The following is a 15,785-nucleotide window of genomic DNA, read 5'->3' on the forward strand; positions in this document are numbered from 1 at the left end:
ATATGAAACGATTAATAAAAATGAAAATTAAGAAAACTTGATTTTATTATAAAAAAAACAGCTATTATTCATAGCTGAAAAAATACTCATCCCTTTTCTTAAACGTTGTTACGATTTAAGGAAAGGGATTAACCATCCAAGATAATAAAAAGATTGCACCGATAAAGATAAGATTGAATAACCCTAAACTTATTCCCCATTTTCCTAATGCTGCACTCGTTTTTGAAAACAAAGAGAAAACACTTGCTACAATCGTAATGGTTGTTAGTAACGAAAAGAAATGACCAAAGCCTATCGCACCATCTGTTAAAAATTCCATGTTTATAAGAAAAAGAGTGAATAATCCAGTAAAGATACTTATCCAGCCTAAAATACGAAAGATTGCTCCAAAACGTCTTAACGAGACCAATTCCATAATTTCACCTCACCAATCTTCATTGATCGCATTGTGTCTATTGATTTTAACTGTTCAATAGAATTTTTTGGGCCTGTAACGACGACAGCATATGTTTGGATACCATTCGATTCTATGTAGTCAATTCGCTCGTCTAGCTTTAAATTTTTGGCGCTCGAAACCTCGGTTGCCATTTCCTCAAATTCCGTCAGAAAATGTAATATCTCCCGAAAGACTTCTTCATTGGATGATGCATCTCGAAAAGGCGACCAGTATGTGTCATCGCGTTGTATTGGAAAGCCAATGGGGGAAACTACACTGCCATCAGCACTTAAGTTTTTGGCTTCTACCCCTGTATCAACAGCAGCCCACATTACATCTACATCAGGCATTAATTCTATCGCTTCAGCAATTGGCATTAATTTGTTAAAAGATAGATAAGCTTCTACTACAGTTTCGTCAGGCAATCCTTCTAATACCTTCCATTCTCGACTTGAATCTATTTCATTTAAATTTTCAGGATGAATTAACCAGGGGTTCGTTTCTGTTGGATATTTATCTGACAGTCTCTCTAAGTTTGAATCAACTTCTTTTTTTAACAATTTAGCAAAAGCAAAACGCAAATCATATGTATTTGCTTTATAGTCCTCTTCCCCAATTCTTTTATATTGTTCAAATGCTAGTTCCAACGAAAAAGGTTTAATATTCATATCAAACTCAAGTTCCTCTAGTGATGTGTTCGGTTCCGTTACATATAGCGTTTTACTCACTACATCCATTAATGTTACAGAGGTAGTCCCAAAAGAGTAATACATTAAAGTAAACAGATAGCTTAACGGGATAATCATCAATATGGTTGTTAAACTTGCTAAAATCATCTTCCATTTGGATTCAAATAATGAACGTTTAACTGATTTATGAAAGTCCACAGAGGCAGTAGATTCTTCCATGTTATTTTTCGAACCTCTAATCAATTTCTTATATTTATCCATTTTCATCCTCCTTTGCTAGTAACTTGCGCATTTTATTTCTCCCTCTCCGAAGATGGCTCTTCATCGTATTCAACTTTAAATCTAATATAGAAGCAGCCTCTTCATATGAACAATCGTTTACATCGCAGAGGAGGATCGTTTCCTTTTCGTATATAGATAGATTCTCCATTAATGAGAGTAGCGTCTGAAAAGAATCCTGTTCTACTATAATTTTTTCAGGAGACTCATTCGTCATGCCTTCAATCTTATTTGTTAAATGGGTTCGTTTTTCTTTCCTGATTAAATCAATATATGTATAACGTGCAACTTTAAAAAGCCAAGGCTTAACCTCATGTACCTCTTTGGAAAGTAAAACAATATGTGCTTTCGTAAATGTTTCTTGCAATAAATCCTCCGTAGTGGACTTATTTCTACAGAGTGAATAGATGTAACGGTAAAGATCATTCACATACTGTAAATAGATAACTTCTATGTCCATTTCTTCCCCCCATTCACACTATCCTCGATTAACTGAATGAAAGAGTTGCAAAAAAAGTGTTTTTACGATAAAAAGCAACGCAAGGAGAACGTTGCCTGCAAAATATATCTTTTCATTATGTTACTTTATCATCACACGATAATGCCTCATTGATCTTGGAATCCCTTTAAAAGCAAGCTTTCCGTTATAAATTAAAGAGCGAAGACGATATTCAAGATAAAAAAGACTGACCTTACCCTCAAACTCTTCGAACACAGCTGCTAATAATGTCGCTGCTATTATATAATCCCTTTGCTCTTGTTCCGCATGCAGCTTTATCAACATGCTATGTATCTCTTTGTCAAAGTAATCTGCCGCAACCTGTATTATTTCATTCTTCTTCCACAATCGTAACACTTCATTATTTTCAGTAAGATTATTCCATTCCCTTTGCAATTGCAACCGCTCTTCACTCGATAAAGGACGATTATCCTTATTTTCTTCAAAAATCGATTGCAACATATCAGGTTCCATATTAGAAGTATAATGAATACGACTAGATTTTATTAAGATCATGTCATTTGGTTTGTTCCTTAGTAGATTTACAAAATATCGCATACTAATTTGTTCATTCACATGATCAGCATACCAAATATAAATAGGAACATGAGGTGGAATATCTTCAATTTCTCTTAACGAATTTAACACTTTTTCTTCAAGCTCATATTCATCGAGCTCATAATTAATATGATCATTTAACCATTCGAATCGAGTTGCTTGTCCAATCTCTTCATTTAATTTCCACAATGGACCGATCGCTAAATCATCTGGGAACCCTATCACCATTTTCGGACTTTTTAATGAAAATCTTATTGTGCCAGCAGTTGATTCAGACGAAACAAGATGATATGGATGTGCGAGTTCATGTGATTGACGCTCGTTTTGTAGATGTTCATTAATTTCTTGCACTGCTTGATGTAAATCTTCCAGATTCATAAAATAGCCTCTACCTTCCAATGGCTGCTGGTCGTAATGATTAAACTGTTCGAATGAATGATGTAATTCATACGTACTCCATTCACCACAATCATTTACATTCAATAACGTGACATATTCGTCTGTCTCAATTTTATAAACAAAAACAATATCCTCTTTCATATGAAAATAAATATATGGATAAACAACTCTTGTTTGAATGGTTCCCACTCCCTTTACTTAGTTTTTTAACCATTCGCTAAAAAACGTCCGATATCCTTCTTTCATCACAGTGCTAGAAAAAGCATCAAAGGCATAGTCCCGGTTCGCATTAGACGTCCTTATCGGGATCGCAGCAGCCATATTTACCAATTCAAACCAGTTCTTCTCATTACCAGAAAAAGAATGAGTGGCACTGATATGGTTATAGCAAGGATGTTCAGGTTTCACGACTATTTTCCCCATTGCTAAGCTTTCTGTTAAAGGCATGGCAAACGTATCAAACTTCGAACAGCTCCAATAGACTTTTGCCGAATTCATGAGTGTAAAAATCTGATCTTGTGTAAGAGCAAAATGCAATTTCACATTGCTTGGAATGTCATACTTTTTCACGCTTTCCCTATATCGCTCCCCACCAAAAACCATAAACACTTCCTTATCAGGATTCCTGCTTGCATACTCAATGACAAGATCTGGTCGTCGGTTTTCCTCATCTCTTCCAATCCATAAAATCCGGTTATCGACCACTAAATTTGGATCATAATATTTTTGTGCTAATTGCTCATTAAAACCAATTGGGATCACTGACACATCCTCGACACCAAAATGACGAGACAGTTCATTCTTTAAAAATTCAGTTTGCACAATCGCTTTATCAACAATCTGATAAAAAGGTTTCATCATTTCATAGCCAGTTAAAGCTGGATCTGGAAAGCTATGGGGAAATAAAACACTATTTTTTAAGAACATTTTTAAGTAGGTAAAACCTGCTACTGTATAAATAACATGCTCTATATTATGTGAATGGATTTGGTCAAGGACGATATCATAATTAACAAGATCTCCTTTTTCATGCTCATAACCAGGAAGCCAATCATAACCACTTACATATCTTTCTGGTGAAATAAATACGATATCAATCCCTAATTCCGCACCAAGTAACTGAAGTCTCTCTGCAAAAATACGCGGCCCTTGTGCTTCGTTAAACTGGATTTTTCTCATTACTAATCCTACTTTTGTCAATATTAATCACACCTTCTCATGCCAAAAATAAAACCTCCCTCTTTATTAAAAAGGAAGGTTTTGTCTTATTTCTAAGTATAACAGAAAGGATTTCACCAGACGTCCTGTTCTGCCTAAGATGCGCGTTACTTGATAACCAAATCTTTAAAATGGAAGGTTGTTGCTTGTTTATCCTTCGTTAAGACAAATACATCAATTTGCGACTCAGTCGATTTAACGTCAGTTTTTAGGTCATACTCCTTCCAGTCCGCTGTTAACATGACTGGTTCAGACTGAACTTCACTTAGAAAAGTTCCTCTAGCATCTGTTTCCTCTATTTTTAACAGCACTTGCCCTTCACCTTTAAGTGAGATTTTATAATGAACAGTTGTTGACGTTAGCTCACTAGGTGTGTAAACGAATCCTTCCTCTGTTTTCTCACCTTCTGTTTGTACTTTAAAATGTTGATTTTCTTGTTCTGTCACAACTGCCCCTACACCAAAATATTCAAGCTTTTTTATCTCTGCTCCAAATGCTGCTTGACCAATCGCTAATAATAACATTGACAAGATGATCGTAAAAAAAGATTCTTTTTCATTCCTTACCTCCATCTTTATTTAACTACTGCGTCCAATTTTCCAAGTGTTAGTGGACCTGCTATGCCATCGGCTTTTAATTTATATTTCTTTTGAAAAGCAATAACGGCTTTTTTTGTTGTTGGATCATAAGTCCCATTTACTGTCCCTTTATAAATGGCAGCCTTCTTTAATTTTGTTTGCATAGAGGAAACCGCTGTTCCTTTTGAACCAGCTTTTAAAGTCGGATATTTGACCACTTTAGCTGCGGCAGGCTTCGCAGTAGTTGTTGATTTGACCGCCGGTTTCACCACTGCATCCAGTTTACTTAATGTAGCTTGACCAGCAATACCATCTGCCTTTAATTTATATTTTTTCTGGAATGCCAGGACTGCATTTTTTGTTGTCGTATCATAAGTACCATTTATTTTCCCTTTATAAATACCTGCTGATTTTAACTTGTTTTGCATATCTGTCACTGCTGTACCTTTCGAACCTACTTTTAAGGTAGGGTACTTTTTAAGAGGCGTAACAGTGGTGGTCACCTTCGCCTTTGGCGCTGGCGTCGGAGTTGCTGGTTTCACTGTTGGTGTTGTTTGTTTCACTGGAGTAGATGGCTTCACAACTGTTTCTGGTGGTTTAACAACGGCTTCCTGTGCCGGTGCTGAAATTGCTCCTGGTGTACTTGCAGATGGTTCATTCACAACAGGTTGCTGTGAACTTGTTGTTGTCTGAACACCAACCTTTAGTACTTGACCAACATAAATCATATCAGACGATAGCTGATTCAGTTCTTTTAATTGTGCTACTGTGAGCTTATGGTCATTTGCTATTTTCCATAATGAATCACCTGACTGCACGGTATAAGTTGTCGATGCAGGTGCAACCGTCCCAACTTGTTCCTTCGGCTGCGTTGGATTAGTAGGCACTACCTCCACTTGATCATGAGCTAACCAGCTTTTATAAGATTGCCAAATGGATGTATCTTCTTGCCCTAAGCTCCAGCTTCCAGTTCCTTTAATATTGTACTTATGAAGAAGCTCCAATTTCGCTTTAATCGAGTCATGATTCTCATACCAAATATGATACGTTCCAGCGGTGAATGTTTGTCCTGCAATCGTGGTCGTTGGTTCTCCTGGTTCGATCGTAATCGTTGCTTTCGGGGACTTTGTTTTTTCATCAAATGTCACAGTTCCACCGTATTTATTTAACAGCTCGTCCACACGCCTATTTGAAATACCTGTTCCACCAACTGCCTCTCCTTCTTTCCAATAACGTCCATAAAAAGGAATTCCAAGAACGACTTTTTCAGCTGGGACTTTTTGATTTAAAGCGTATTGAATAGAACGTTCGACCCATCCATAGCTTGCCACTGGACCTTCAGGACCACCAGAATAACTTTCATCATAAGCCATTACCATTAAATAATTCGAGTATTTCGCTAATTCTTTATAATCATATGAACCATGCCAGCCTTTTGTCCAACCATTTGGATTAGCGGCAACTGCAACAGATACTTCTTTTTCTTCAGGTAATTTTTCTCGTAATAATTTCACAAGTTCTGTGTAATTATCTCGATCGATCTCCGTTACATTTTCAATATCTACTTGGACACCATCGAGATTATTTTTAACAATAAAATCGGCCATTTGACTTGCTAGCTTTTCGCGATTGGCAAGGGCCGCACGACCAATATTTCGATCCCAATGATTACTTAAAAATGGGACGACTTTAATATCTCGCTTATGCATTTCAGTAACAAAATGGGGATCAAACTGAGAGGTTACCTTAAGTGAACCATCAGCATTGATATCAAAATAACTTGGTGAAACCAGACTTAAATTACCTTCCGTTTTGTCAACTTGGGAGATATATGATTGCGTGTTTCCAAAATAAAGATAAGACATATTAAAATCTACTTCATGTGCTTTTGCTCGGTCTAGTGGAAAGCTCGCTAAAATGGTTGCACCTGCAACAATGATAATCGTTGCTGTTTTTATTTTCGGCATTTGTTTTTTAACAAATGAAAAGGCATGATCCTTCAATTTCTTCGTACGATTTTTCTCAAATACACCTAATTCAGAACCAAATTCAGTCAGATAAGAATCTTGGGCTTTTTCTTCGACATACAGTAAAACCTTCATTTCTCCATTTTCTTCAATTAACTCATATCGGCTAAAGTCCATTGCTGTCACGAATATCACCTCATATAAATATTATTTCTTTATTTCAGTGCCGTTATGAAAAATAAAGACTCTTTTCACAAACATATTTGCTTTTGAGATATAAACCGCAAAAGCTATTTCCCCTTTATATTCAAAAATCAATGGTGGCAAAAATAGAGACGAGTCAGTAAAAGAACAAAAGCGCAAGGAAGTTTTAAACCTTCGCTTGCGCCTCAATGAAATATTATTTTCCATCAACAACTTCTTTTAAGATCTCATAAGAACGTTTCTGTTTATCTCGATCGAAAATATAAGAGACAGCCATTAGCTCATCTACATCATATTTTTCTTGGAAACGACTCAGCTGTTCTGTTATCGATTTTTTACTCCCCATTAAAGTGACACTCGACATCGAAGAAGCCATTTGTTCCTCATGTGGATTCCAAGGTCCATCCATGCTTTCAACGGGTGGGCTTAGAGGCATTTGTGTACCACGCACCACATTTAAGAAAAATTGTTGCATTGTTGTCGATTCCATTTTTGCTTCCTCATCGCTTTCTGCTGCAATGACATTCAAACAAACCATCATATATGGCTTTTGCAAATAAAGAGACGGTTGGAATCTATTTCTATAAATAGATATGGCTTCCTCCATATAACGTGGTGCAAAATGAGAGGCAAAGACATATGGCAATCCTAATTTCGCTGCTAAATAGGCTGAATCTGTTGAAGAGCCAAGAATATAAATTGGAATATTTGTATCCACTCCCGGATGCGCTTTTACATACCCTTGTTCCTCAGCTGGTCCAAAATATGTTAGCAAAGACTGAACATCTTCTGGGAACGTATAAACTGAATCACTTTTTGAACGCCTTAAAGCACTTGCGGTCATCATATCTGTCCCTGGTGCTCTACCTAATCCTAAATCAAGTCTACCTGGATAGATCGTCGCCATTGTTCCAAACTGCTCAGCAACGACTAAAGGAGAATGATTCGGCAGCATGATGCCACCAGAACCGACACGAATATGTTTGGTATGGTCCAATGTGTGTTTTATTAATATTGAGGTAGCTGAACTGACTAATGTTGGTGTATTATGATGCTCTGCAATCCAGTATCTCGTATAACCCATCTCTTCCGTCGCTTGAGCCAAAGATACCATCGCATCAATTGCATCGATCGCTCCCTCTCCTTTGCGAATCGGAGCTAAATTAAGAACGGACACAGGTATATTTATATTTGACATTTATCAAGACCCTTTCTTTTCTAGAATTCAATCACTTCGCTTCACATTTAGAAAGATGAAATGAATTTAGTATTATACTATCAATTGATGTTCAATAAAGAAAATGAAATGCTTACACCTATCCTCTCCAAATTTCTTTATTTAGAAGACAATAATCTTTATACTTAAAAGAAAAAGCTCCTTTATATGGGAGGGTATTGATGCAAAAAGATCCTGAACAATTTAATGACACTCATGCAGATAAAGAAGAAATAGATTGGGATGAATTCTTCCATGAAGAAGTTGATGAAAAGTGGGAAGAAGAGAAGAAGCGGAGAAAGAAGAAGCGAGCTTTCATTGTAAAAATGATTGGTGGAATCCTTGCCTTTTCATTATTGATAAGTACTTTGCAAATCTGGTTTAATATCGTCAATATCCCTGCCATCCGTTTTATAGAAGTTTCCCAGAGACTTTCAAAGGAGCCAGAAGTAAGTGCGTATAAAAGATCGGTAGTGACGATTGAATGGGATGGAGTGAAAGGGACTGGATTCAATATTGAAGACGACGGATTGATTGTCACAAATGATCACGTCGTTGATCATACGGATACAGTTCATATTCATTTTAAATCTGAAGGCTCCTACATTGGGAAAGTCATTGCTAGAGAACCAGAACTAGATCTTGCAATTGTGGAAATTGACGGGACTAATCTGCCGACTCTAAATCTAAGCTTTGAGGAAAATTGGGAGGAGTCCATCGGTGAAAAAATCACATTCATCGGAAATCCGCTTGCTTTTACGCAAATAGCTAATGAAGGAACCGTCGTAGACAGTATTCTACTTCAAGATTGGGAGATTTCAACGATGGTCATTGATGCACCTATTTACAAAGGCAATAGTGGAAGTCCAGTCATCAACCAGAACGGCGAAGTCATTGCTGTCATCTTTGCCACCATTTCCTCAGATGAACGAAACAAACGTGTTGGAGTGGCTGTCCCATCTATCTATATTGAAAAATTGCTCAAAAAAAGGTAGGGATCCTCTCCCTACCTTTTTGTTATGCGTACTTAATACCCGCTTGCTTAATATTATTGATATCACCAGAACTACATGGAGTAACCGCATAAGTCATCTCACATTTTGGACAATTCATGATGACTTTATGAAAAAGAAAGGTTTCTCCACACTCACACTTAATTTCATGCATGACTCTTGGCGGCTGTTGATCTTTTCCTTTGCTTTTAACATGATCTACTACTGCTTGGCCATCCTTTAAACTTGAACATCCACAACTCATCTATATAACCTCCAATATTCATTGTAAGAAAAGAATAGCATATAGATTGTAAAAACAATGTGGCAAAGATCACACCTTGTCGATTACTTCTTGAAACGCATCATTTCCAAGAGGTTTATAAAATAAATAGCCTTGCATCACTGGGCAGTCATTTTCAATTAAGAACTCTTTTTGATGCTCTTCCTCTACTCCTTCAGCAATAATCCCAAGCTTTAAACTTCGGGCTAGATGTATGATAGCACTCGCTATTTCGGTATTCGACCAATCGAAGCCGATATCACGAATGAACGATTGATCAATTTTTAGTGTATCAATTGGAAGTCGTTTTAAATAAGTTAAGGACGAATAACCTGTACCAAAATCATCGACGGAAATCGCAACACCTAAAGCATGTAATTTCTCTAGGGCCTCAATCGTATCGTTCATATTATTTAATAGAGCACTTTCAGTAATTTCAATCTCTAGTTGTTGTGCTGGAAAATCAAATTCATCAAGAGCTGCTTTTACACTGTCAACAAGCAGGATGGAATCTAAAAATTGGACGGCGGACACATTAACGGATACGCTAAGCGGTTCTTCTAATCCATTATTCCACTCTTTCATCTGCTTAATCGATTTTCGTAAGACGACCTCAAATAAAGATTGAATTAAACCTGTGTCTTCAGCAATAGGAATAAAGAGAGCCGGTGAAACATTGCCCATCTCTTTTTCCTTCCACCTTACTAAAGCCTCTGCACCAATTATTTTTCCTGTCACAGCATTCACTTTTGGCTGGTATGCAACCTCTAGCGACTCATCTAAAATCGCTTTCCTCAACCCGGCTTCAATGTGAACAGTGTCTCTCATTGAATGATTTTCTTTTAGATCAAAAACGGTCACTCTATTCCCACCATTTTTCTTTGCAGAGTACATGGCCATATCCGCATTTACAATTAATTCTTCCATATTCTCTGAGTGTCGTGGATAAAAACTAATACCGCAACTTGCACCCACGTATATTTCGCGGTCGCCTAATTTATAGGGACTTTTAACATGCATAATTAAATCTTTCGTTATTTCTTCTACCTGTTCCTCATTCATATCCTTCATCAAAATGATAAACTCATCGCCACCTTGCCTAGCAATTTCACATCCATATGGCATTAAAGATTCTTTAATTCTTTCTGAAATCAATTTGATCAGTTTATCACCCATTTTATGTCCCATCGAATCATTAATATGTTTGAAGCGATCAATATCCATGAAAATGACGGCAAGTACACGATTATTTAATGATGCATCATGAAGCATTGATTTCAATTTCTTTTGAATATATCTTCTATTTGGTAATAATGTTAGTGGATCATGATATGCTTGGAATTTAACTAATTCTTGACTTTCACGAAGTTCATCTGTGTAAGTCTTTAATTCATCAGACAAAGTATTGACATTACATGCTAAGTTTCCTAACTCATCTTTCCGATGGAGCTTTATCTTTTTCCCAAAATTTCCTTGAGCAAGGTCGTTTACATGCTCGACAATAAGAGCAATGGGTTTTGTAATCGAATTCGAAAAAATAAAGCTAAAAATTAGTACCATGATCATAAAAATCATTGAAGTTACGACATAATTCGCCAATTCATCATTAAGGGCGTTTTGAATAATGTTATGATCATAGGTTAATCCAATGACATATGGTTCATCTGTATCAGCGTCAATAGGTACAAATGCTTTTTTTACTTCCTGTCCATTGATCGTCTCATCATATATTTCTGTTTCCCTTGATTTAAGGACAGAATTAATAAATTCTTTATCTTTTTTCACATTTTTAAAATCATACGTTCCATACCATATAGGTTGAGCGGATAAACGAACATAACGGTTACCGTTTAAATGAACGACCTCGTCTTCTTCACCAAAATTTTTTGGATTAAAAACAGTTAATTCAAGAACCCCCTCAAAATGCTCTGTAATCTTATTCATTACATTTGTGGGACCAAACCGTTTCTCATAATCAAGTACCTCATTATCTCTTAAGTAAGGATTAATAATATAATCCGTACTTCCATCGTAAAAATAACCCCATTTATCTGTATGGTCAGGATTACTCGAAGCGACTTCAATCGGACCAGACCAGTAATCTTTAAGCGTTAAACCGTAATTTACATCTACTGGCTCTTGTGCAAACAACTGTTCAAATGCATCATACCAATAACCCCATCCTTTAGTCCCCATGTCAATTTCATGTGGGTCAGACGATTTTATTCCGACAATATCATCCTCTGTTTTTTTTAACAGTGTAATATGGGAGACCATTAGCTCAGCAGCCAATTTTTCTAATTGCTCATTTGTTACATCTTCATGTGAAGGCGGAAGAGAATTCCTAATTGCAATCGATGCGGTTCTAAGTTCTCTCCCGATAATATCTTCCACATATTGTGCACCTTCATTGGCATTTTCAACTTGATAGGACACTTGTTCTGCAAGTAGGGCTATCTCCCGATTATAATTCTCGAGCAAACTATTTTTCGAACGTATATAATGATGCGTATTATTAGCAATGAGTATAAAAAGTACTAATATCGTAAAGAGAATAGGCAGTTTTTTCTTAATCGACACTTACGATGCCTCCATTTTTTCTTAATTCTTTTCAAAATTATTATTATAGCATAGTTTTTTCTTGTTTTAGATCGTACAAAAACACCATACAAAATTTCTAATTCTACAAGCTTGCTCCTATTTTGACCATTTATCGATATTTCGATGTTATTTTTCTTTTCAAGACCTTTTCAAGACCGTTGGGATTAAAGACAACCTATTTTCTTTTTCTATGAAATTATGTATAATGATAGTAACTTAGCGCATAAACTAAAAAAACCGTTGGTGCTGGTAACACCGAACGGTCAATACAATAGCAGGTCCTATTCAAGGGGATCAGCATAAACAGGATAATCCACCTTAGCCGGTTAGCTCAAGGGTGGGTTATTTTTTTTGGTTAAATGACAGAACAGCGATGATTAAGCTTGCAAAAGCACATGCAAACATTAATGCTTCAAATACTGTCACAGCACCACCCCCTTTCATATGGGGATGAGCTGACCACCCTTGAGTTCCTAACTATTGCTTATCCATTATACCATAAAAAGAATGTATGTTCTGTATAATCAATATACGACTTTATTCCTGTTTTTTCAGCTATCTCTTTACTTGAAAATGGTCTTGATGACTTCATCTAATGTCATATTACTGTCCAATTCAAACGTACCAGGCTTTAAATCATTGGCCAAACCTCTCTTCTCAACTTCATTGAAAAAGGTCATAGCATTATCGATAATTTTCCCATGTACTAAGGCATTCCCAACATCAATACTCGTCATCCCTGATGCTACATTGACAATCGTACGATAGACGACTTCCCCATTATCTTGTTGCTCAGATTGCTCCGTTTGTTCTTTTTGAGTTTGTTGCACTTTTGCTTCCGCTTCTTTTTCCAAAGTAGCTAGTTGTTCGTCCCACTCTGCATCCGTTAAAATAATATAGCCAGCATCTGAGAGGCTCATTTTCATTTCCTCTTCCGTAGGGGCCTTCACTGATTCCTGATCTATGCTTTCTTTAGGAGTGGACTGTGAGAAATAGACAATCCCAGAAACACCAGCACTAACGAGAAGACCTGCAGCAAAGCTATTTATCAGATTAGCTTTCATTTGCTACCTTTCTCCCTTCCTTTTTTGATGAACTAAATGGAGCAAGCAGTTCTTCAACTTCAGATGGTTCAAGCTTAAATTTAGAAGCCATGCCCTCGATTGTATAATTTCTCTTATATAAATCTAGTAATTCTCGTAGCAATTCTCTTTCTTCATTACTCAGTCCAGCTTTTTGTGAAATCACTTCATTTTCTAAAGACAAAACTCGGATTTGGTTTTGAAGCTTATTTACTTCCTCCATCATAGACATATATACTGTGTCTATTTCACGCTGTTTTATCATTGAAGCTTGCTTATTTTTGTACATCGAAAATATGAGTAGTATAGCTGCCACGATAAATAGTCCAGTTAAAGCCCATGCCATCGTTCTAAATCCTCCCTTATAAAAATCTTATCTCACCAAGATATCATTATACCTTCAATTCTACTAAATTTCGATTAATTTCTACAAAATGCATCAAAAGTCTAATTGGATCAATAGGGAGTAATTCACAATTTCATAAAAAAATAGTAGGGAGAATAACTCTCTCTACTATCCATGTGGCTTTAGAATAACCTTAATACAGTTATCAGTTTTTGTATCAAAATACTCATATCCTTTTTTAGCATCGGCTAGCGGGATCTTATGTGTCACAATATCAGCTAGATTTACTTTCCCTTCCGTTACCATCTTGTACAATTTTGGAATGATTGGAATGACGTGAGCTTGTCCCATTTTAATTTCAACGTTTCGTTGAAAAATATCTCCTAATGGGAAGCCGTTATAGCGCATTCCGTAAACACCTGTTAACTGGATGGTACCACACTTTCTTACTGCCTGCGCAGCGGTCACAATTGCTCCCATCGATCCTCCATGGAGTTTCATACCAGAGGCAAGGAACTCTAATGGAGTCATTTTTCCATCCATTCCAACACAATCAATGACTACATCAGCCCCACCTTGTGTCATTTCTTTTAAATATTCGCCAATATGTTGATTTTCAGTTTCAAAGTTAACAATTTCAACGTTATTTGTCTTTTTTGCGTGTTGCAAGCGATAGTCAATATAGTCTACCGCAATCACCCGCTTTGCCCCTTTTAACCAAGCAAACTTTTGAGCTAATAGGCCAATCGGACCACAGCCGAGTATAATTACGGTATCTCCTTGCTTAACTCCAGAATTTTCCACACTCCAATATGCTGTTGTTGCTGCATCGGAGAGTAAGACGAGTTGTTCATCTTCTACTTCACAATCATCTGGTATCCGCCAAGGTGTAAAGTTCCCATAAGGAACGCGTAAGTATTCAGCTTGTCCACCTGCATATCCGCCGGTGTTTTCCGAATATCCGAAATAGGCTCCCATATCGCCATGTGGGTTAGCTTCATCACATTGACTTGTGTAACCTTGACTACAATACCAACAATGTCCACAACTAATATTAAATGGGACGATCACTCGGTCTCCCTTTTTGACATTTGTTACTTCTGGCCCAACTTCTTCAACAATTCCCATGGGTTCATGGCCAATAATAAAGTTTTCAGGCATATTAGGGACCATTCCATGAATCAAATGAAGATCTGAACCACATATCGCTGAAGTCGTTATTTTTACGATAATATCGTCCGCTTTTTCAACCTTCGGGTCATTGACCTCTTTAACGGACACATCCTTTATTCCTTGATATGTAACAGCCTTCATGCTTTCACCCCTTCGTTCGTAAATTATTTGTACGGAGTTGCAAATGTACCTAATCGGTCTGTATCGCGAGGAAACAGCTTCATTTCTGCGATTGCAAGAGCCATATCCGCTGATTTAAGATCAAGTTCAACTTGTTTTCCAAGATCATGAGGATAAAGCCAGCCTTTTTCAAGTAAAAGATCAACCGTTTCTTCGTATAAATCGATCCCTTCTTCCATTTGTTTCAATAAAGTAGCTCTTAATTCACTGCTCGCTGTTTCCGTTAAAGCAGTAGCATAATATCGTATCCCGGTTTTGATTGATAATAGAAAATCTAACGCAAATGAGGAATCTGCCATTTTAGGCATACCTTCGGCGTATTTAGGATCAAGATAATCTTCGTTCATCATTCCACCTCATTTTTAAGTCAGAGTCGTACGAGCACCTTTATAATGTTCTTTCAATTCTTGAATCGCTCGCATCGATTGTTCAACATCTTTCTGCATTAATGCCTTCAAATCATTATCAAAACACATTCCTTGGAATAGCTTTGATTTAATGTTATTTTTCATAATTGTACGGAATGGCTTATATGTTTTCCGGCATTAACCTAACACGTTTTTTCAAAATTATCCGGAATACATAATCTATAGAATTTGATTAATGTTCTTTTTTCATAATTGACCGGAAAAAATATTTTTCTTAAGTATTCTTCTATTATCTAAACATCTTTGTGTTCGTATTACAAGAGGTCTTGGGAAATTTCTAACTGTAACATCTTTATGATTTCTGATTTACCCTTAATTAAAAAATAAACATTTATTGTTACTCTCTTTTATTACTAATTCTAAATCCTAAAAATCGCTTCTCATCATTATTTCCTCGTCGAAATTTAGCTACTATCTTTCCTGCTTCCTCAAGGTTCTTTAAATCTTCCTTATCTAACTCATCAATATTAACTGTAACAAAATATTGACCTTGTTTAGCCTTCACTAACAAACCGTCAACATATTTAAGTAACTTTGCTTTAGCATATTTATCGGGTTTAGAGTATGAGCCATCGTGCACTAAAAAAGTTATATTGTTCATTTCTTTCTTTATTCTATAAATCAACCATGTTAAATCAAACATATTAACTTTCATGT

16 protein-coding genes and 1 pseudogene are annotated in these 15,785 nt (G+C 36.5%); 1 reads left to right on the plus strand and 16 read right to left on the minus strand.

The genetic code is table 11. The annotated features are described in order from the left end of the window. Positions 1-115 precede the first annotated feature (115 nt). The 8 genes from BMSHG_RS22760 to BMSHG_RS22795 all read right to left on the minus strand — a co-directional run bounded on the left by BMSHG_RS22760 (position 116) and on the right by BMSHG_RS22795 (position 8,025). A complete protein-coding gene (locus BMSHG_RS22760) occupies positions 116-415 on the minus strand; it encodes a hypothetical protein (RefSeq protein ID WP_019156768.1) in 300 nt (99 codons plus the stop codon). After that, entirely contained in the window at positions 397-1,386 is a 990-nt protein-coding gene (locus tag BMSHG_RS22765) for an anti-sigma factor (protein ID WP_019156769.1), read from the minus strand. The genes BMSHG_RS22760 and BMSHG_RS22765 overlap by 19 nt, the downstream gene beginning before the upstream one ends. Then, positions 1,379-1,864 carry a sigma-70 family RNA polymerase sigma factor gene (locus tag BMSHG_RS22770; protein ID WP_019156770.1) on the minus strand — a complete coding sequence of 162 codons (486 nt, stop codon included), beginning with the start codon at positions 1,862-1,864 and terminating at the stop codon, positions 1,379-1,381. The genes BMSHG_RS22765 and BMSHG_RS22770 overlap by 8 nt, the downstream gene beginning before the upstream one ends. Before the next feature lie 120 nt (positions 1,865-1,984). Further along, positions 1,985-3,049 (minus strand): DUF1835 domain-containing protein, encoded by a 1,065-nt coding sequence (locus tag BMSHG_RS22775; RefSeq protein WP_019156771.1) that lies wholly within the window; start codon positions 3,047-3,049, stop codon positions 1,985-1,987. A gap of 9 nt (positions 3,050-3,058) precedes the next feature. After that, the gene (locus BMSHG_RS22780; protein ID WP_019156772.1) at positions 3,059-4,060 is read right to left on the minus strand and encodes a glycosyltransferase; all 1,002 of its coding nucleotides are present in this window, start codon (positions 4,058-4,060) and stop codon (positions 3,059-3,061) included. 125 nt (positions 4,061-4,185) lie between these two features. Then, on the minus strand, positions 4,186-4,650 hold the full coding sequence (locus BMSHG_RS22785; RefSeq protein WP_019156773.1) for a hypothetical protein: 465 nt from the start codon (positions 4,648-4,650) through the stop codon (positions 4,186-4,188). Positions 4,651-4,652: 2 nt separating this feature from the next. After that, on the minus strand, positions 4,653-6,800 hold the full coding sequence (locus BMSHG_RS27260; RefSeq protein ID WP_051030976.1) for a glycosyl hydrolase family 18 protein: 2,148 nt from the start codon (positions 6,798-6,800) through the stop codon (positions 4,653-4,655). Between the two features lie 223 nt (positions 6,801-7,023). Beyond that, complete coding sequence (locus tag BMSHG_RS22795) at positions 7,024-8,025, minus strand: LLM class flavin-dependent oxidoreductase (protein WP_019156775.1); 1,002 nt, start codon at positions 8,023-8,025, stop codon at positions 7,024-7,026. 200 nt (positions 8,026-8,225) lie between these two features. On the opposite strand from BMSHG_RS22795, the gene BMSHG_RS22800 reads away from it, so the two are divergent. Beyond that, positions 8,226-9,038 carry a S1C family serine protease gene (locus BMSHG_RS22800; RefSeq protein WP_019156776.1) on the plus strand — a complete coding sequence of 271 codons (813 nt, stop codon included), beginning with the start codon at positions 8,226-8,228 and terminating at the stop codon, positions 9,036-9,038. 22 nt (positions 9,039-9,060) lie between these two features. Here BMSHG_RS22800 and BMSHG_RS22805 read toward each other — a convergent pair whose 3' ends face one another. The 8 genes and pseudogenes from BMSHG_RS22805 to BMSHG_RS26780 all read right to left on the minus strand — a co-directional run. Further along, positions 9,061-9,300, minus strand: coding sequence for a hypothetical protein (locus BMSHG_RS22805; protein ID WP_019156777.1), 240 nt, complete (start codon positions 9,298-9,300; stop codon positions 9,061-9,063). Positions 9,301-9,369: 69 nt separating this feature from the next. Beyond that, positions 9,370-11,898, minus strand: a complete 2,529-nt coding sequence (locus tag BMSHG_RS22810) for a putative bifunctional diguanylate cyclase/phosphodiesterase (RefSeq protein WP_019156778.1) — start codon at positions 11,896-11,898, stop codon at positions 9,370-9,372. Positions 11,899-12,482: 584 nt separating this feature from the next. Further along, positions 12,483-12,983, minus strand: a complete 501-nt coding sequence (locus tag BMSHG_RS22820) for a hypothetical protein (RefSeq protein ID WP_019156779.1) — start codon at positions 12,981-12,983, stop codon at positions 12,483-12,485. Then, a complete protein-coding gene (locus BMSHG_RS22825; RefSeq protein WP_019156780.1) occupies positions 12,973-13,347 on the minus strand; it encodes a hypothetical protein in 375 nt (124 codons plus the stop codon). Before BMSHG_RS22825 ends, BMSHG_RS22820 begins: the two co-directional genes overlap by 11 nt. Before the next feature lie 168 nt (positions 13,348-13,515). Further along, positions 13,516-14,661 (minus strand): zinc-dependent alcohol dehydrogenase, encoded by a 1,146-nt coding sequence (locus BMSHG_RS22830; RefSeq protein ID WP_019156781.1) that lies wholly within the window; start codon positions 14,659-14,661, stop codon positions 13,516-13,518. A 23-nt stretch (positions 14,662-14,684) separates the two neighbouring features. Next, positions 14,685-15,047 carry a spore coat protein gene (locus BMSHG_RS22835; RefSeq protein ID WP_019156782.1) on the minus strand — a complete coding sequence of 121 codons (363 nt, stop codon included), beginning with the start codon at positions 15,045-15,047 and terminating at the stop codon, positions 14,685-14,687. 15 nt (positions 15,048-15,062) lie between these two features. Beyond that, positions 15,063-15,197, minus strand: a pseudogene (locus BMSHG_RS29195) (spore coat protein); the annotation flags it as partial. 268 nt (positions 15,198-15,465) lie between these two features. Then, a partial coding sequence (locus BMSHG_RS26780; RefSeq protein WP_034659258.1) for a DUF2326 domain-containing protein occupies positions 15,466-15,785 on the minus strand: 320 nt, incomplete at its 5' end.

Source organism: Robertmurraya massiliosenegalensis JC6, assembly GCF_000311725.1.
In the GTDB taxonomy this organism is placed as follows: Bacteria; Bacillota; Bacilli; order Bacillales; family Cytobacillaceae; genus Robertmurraya; species Robertmurraya massiliosenegalensis.

Bases quoted from the DNA above. Each gene is read 5' to 3' on its own strand.
- BMSHG_RS22785 (WP_019156773.1), bottom strand. From the start codon at position 4,650: ATGGAGGTAAGGAATGAAAAAGAATCTTTTTTTACGATCATCTTGTCA.
- BMSHG_RS22770 (WP_019156770.1), bottom strand. From the start codon at position 1,864: ATGGACATAGAAGTTATCTATTTACAGTATGTGAATGATCTTTACCGT.
- BMSHG_RS27260 (WP_051030976.1), bottom strand. From the start codon at position 6,800: ATGGACTTTAGCCGATATGAGTTAATTGAAGAAAATGGAGAAATGAAG.
- BMSHG_RS22825 (WP_019156780.1), bottom strand. From the start codon at position 13,347: ATGGCATGGGCTTTAACTGGACTATTTATCGTGGCAGCTATACTACTC.
- BMSHG_RS22795 (WP_019156775.1), bottom strand. From the start codon at position 8,025: ATGTCAAATATAAATATACCTGTGTCCGTTCTTAATTTAGCTCCGATT.
- BMSHG_RS22765 (WP_019156769.1), bottom strand. From the start codon at position 1,386: ATGGATAAATATAAGAAATTGATTAGAGGTTCGAAAAATAACATGGAA.
- BMSHG_RS22835 (WP_019156782.1), bottom strand. From the start codon at position 15,047: ATGAACGAAGATTATCTTGATCCTAAATACGCCGAAGGTATGCCTAAA.
- BMSHG_RS22805 (WP_019156777.1), bottom strand. From the start codon at position 9,300: ATGAGTTGTGGATGTTCAAGTTTAAAGGATGGCCAAGCAGTAGTAGAT.
- BMSHG_RS22820 (WP_019156779.1), bottom strand. From the start codon at position 12,983: ATGAAAGCTAATCTGATAAATAGCTTTGCTGCAGGTCTTCTCGTTAGT.
- BMSHG_RS22830 (WP_019156781.1), bottom strand. From the start codon at position 14,661: ATGAAGGCTGTTACATATCAAGGAATAAAGGATGTGTCCGTTAAAGAG.
- BMSHG_RS22760 (WP_019156768.1), bottom strand. From the start codon at position 415: ATGGAATTGGTCTCGTTAAGACGTTTTGGAGCAATCTTTCGTATTTTA.
- BMSHG_RS22800 (WP_019156776.1), top strand. From the start codon at position 8,226: ATGCAAAAAGATCCTGAACAATTTAATGACACTCATGCAGATAAAGAA.